The 2942-nt window shown below is 37.2% G+C and carries 1 pseudogene; it reads left to right on the plus strand.

From position 1 onward, the window contains the following. Window positions 1–2942: pseudogene (locus K8B81_RS20735) on the plus strand (SprB repeat-containing protein); the annotation flags it as partial.

Consider the following 2942-nt stretch of genomic DNA (forward strand, 5'->3'; position numbering starts at 1 on the left):
TTATAAACAAGACGGAGTTGCTGCTGTGGCATCAGATTACGTTGCCAGCAACAGTGCGGATCTAAATCCGTCAACAAATGCCAACTGGGATGTTTGGGTTAAGGATGCCAATGGCTGTACATTTAAATTAGATGTTGCTATTACAACAGATAATGCGCCAACAGCAGTTACTGCTATTGGAGCTGGTTGTTTGGGTACTCCGGGAGGATACACTATCACTGCATCAGCAACAGGAGGAACAGGAACTTTATCTTACAGTATTAATGGAGGAGGCTCTTATCAGACATCTAATGTCTTTACAATAACATCGATAGGTACATATACTATTCGTGTAAAAGATGCTAATGGATGTACGATAGATAGTAACCCTGTTATTGTGGCTCCACAATTAACTCTAAGTGCTGTTTTAAATAAAGATATTACTTGTAATCCAGCACCAACTGCTGCACAAATTACGTTAACCCCAACAGGTGGTGCAGGACCGTTTACTTATACAAGTTCTCCAAATACTGGAACTTTTGTTGGAAATGTATTTACTACTAATGTATCAGGAAATTACACTTTCACAGTTACAGATGCTAATTTATGTTCTGCTTCAACTACAACAGCAATTGTGGTTACGCCAACTGTTAATCCTGATATTACCGGAATTGCTCAGACACAATCTATTAATTGTAATGGAGATGATACTGCAGCAATTAATATAACAATTGATAATACCAAAGGATTAGCTCCATTTGTATTTAACGTATTGAATACAACAACAGGAACTAATTACGGAACTCAGACTTCTGGTTTAGCAGCAGGTAATTACACAATTACAGTAACTGATGCTAAAGGTTGTACAGATACTGGAAGTATTATTATTTCGCAACCTAATCCTATTGTGGTTGATTTCGATGTTGATCCTATTACTTGTGGAGCAGGAGGTGTTTCATTAGGAAGAATTATCGTAAATGGAGTAACAGGTGGAACTCCAAATTATACTTACCATGTTACGGGAGTGAATGGCTACAATCAGAAGTTCACAAATCAGCCAGGTACATCACAAGTATTTGATATCGTTAATTTTGGATTGTATGAATTAATTGTTACTGATGCAAATGGTTGTCAGAGCCTGCACCAAAACATTTTGGTTGCATCACCACCAGATGATTTAGATATTACTGTTTCACCATCTCCGGTGGTTTGTTCGGGAACTGGGTCTGCACTTGTAGCTGTAAGTTCTTCTCCGACAAGTACCATTGGTAACGGACCATTTTATTTCAGTTTATACACAGGATCTGTTCCTTCATATCCATCAGGTGTATGGTTGGCAGAAGATGCAGTTGGTAGTAAAAAAACTACATTTAATAATTTGATTGCAGGTGTGACTTATACTTTTGTAGTATATGATGCAGATGCAACTCATGGAGGTACAGGAACAGGATGTTATTATTTTGAAACATCACAATTTCCAATTGGAACAAATTCAACAATTACGGTTACTCCTTTAACAGAAAGTAATATTACTTGTAAAGGAGCAGCAAACGGAAATGTAACATTCACAATGAATCATACTTATGGAGTAGCTACACCAGTTACATACCAAATTTACAATTCACAAAATGTTACACCGGTTGGTGGATTAATTAGTACAATTATTCCGGCTAGTGGATCATTAGCTGTAAATAATTTTGGAACATTGCCATTCGGTAATTATTTTGTGTTAATTACTGAAGATGCAGGTGCAACAAATGCAGGTTGTAGTGTTGCTTCAGCACCATTTGAAATTACAGAATCTGCTATTGATTTATCGGTTGCAGCTTCAAAAATTAAAAATGTAAATTGTAATGAAGCCGGTGTTATTGCTGCTCAGGCAAAAGATGGTACAGCACCTTATACCTATCAATATTTGTTAGCATCAGCTACACCACCAACAGCAAGTACAGTAGGTTGGACTGGAAATACAACTTTTGCAACAAGTGCAACAGGAAATTATATTGTTTACGCAAAAGATGCTTATGGTTGTATTAAAACTGCAGCTGTAACATTAGATGCAGATGATGCACCTATAGTTACTCCGCCAGCAACTTCGGTTTGTTATGATGGAACACCTTTTACCATTACTTTTTCAGGAACAGTTGATCCTGACTTAGTAGGAGGAGCTACTTATAGTGTTAACGGAAGTGCTTTCCAAAGCTCACCAAGTTTTACATTTAATGCCTCAGGGACTTATAATTTAGTGATTAAAGATGGAAATGGATGTACGGATGATGTTGATTATATAGTATATCCAAGATTAAACTTATCTGCATCATTGACAAAAGAATTGGATTGTACATCAAGTCCAGAAGCAGAAATAACTTTAACAACTACAGGTGGAAACACAACACCTGCTGCTAATTATACTTATGAAGTAAATTTCAATAACGGAGGTTTTGTTTCTGCTACAAATCCATATTCTGCTACTACAGCCGGAAATTATGTGTTTAGAGTTACAGATGCTAATAATGCTACGGTGTGTCGAACAACAACTAGTTTTGATTTAGATCCGATTACACCAACGGTATTTACTACAACAGAAACAAATGTAAGTTGTAATGGAGTTGCCGATGGTACTATTACTGTGAATGTAACTTCAGGAGTAGGTCCTTACGAATATCAATTGAATGCTGGAGTCTTCCAAACTTCTAATGTATTCACTGGATTAGCAGCTGGAACAGCTTATACTATTACAGTTAAAGATGCAAAATCATGTCTTTATCCAAAAACTCCAATTACCATCACCGAGCCATCAGTATTGGCAGCTACATCTTCAGTTACGCCATTTGGCTGTAATTCAGGCAATGTGCCGCAGCCAGCAGTTGTTACGGTAACAGCTACTGTTGGTACAGGTACAGCACCATATACTTATAGTTTCAATGGCTCAACGACCTATACTTCTGTTAACAGCTTGGTTG

The sequence above is a fragment of the Flavobacterium hibisci genome (genome assembly GCF_020026925.1).
GTDB lineage: Bacteria > Bacteroidota > Bacteroidia > Flavobacteriales > Flavobacteriaceae > Flavobacterium > Flavobacterium hibisci.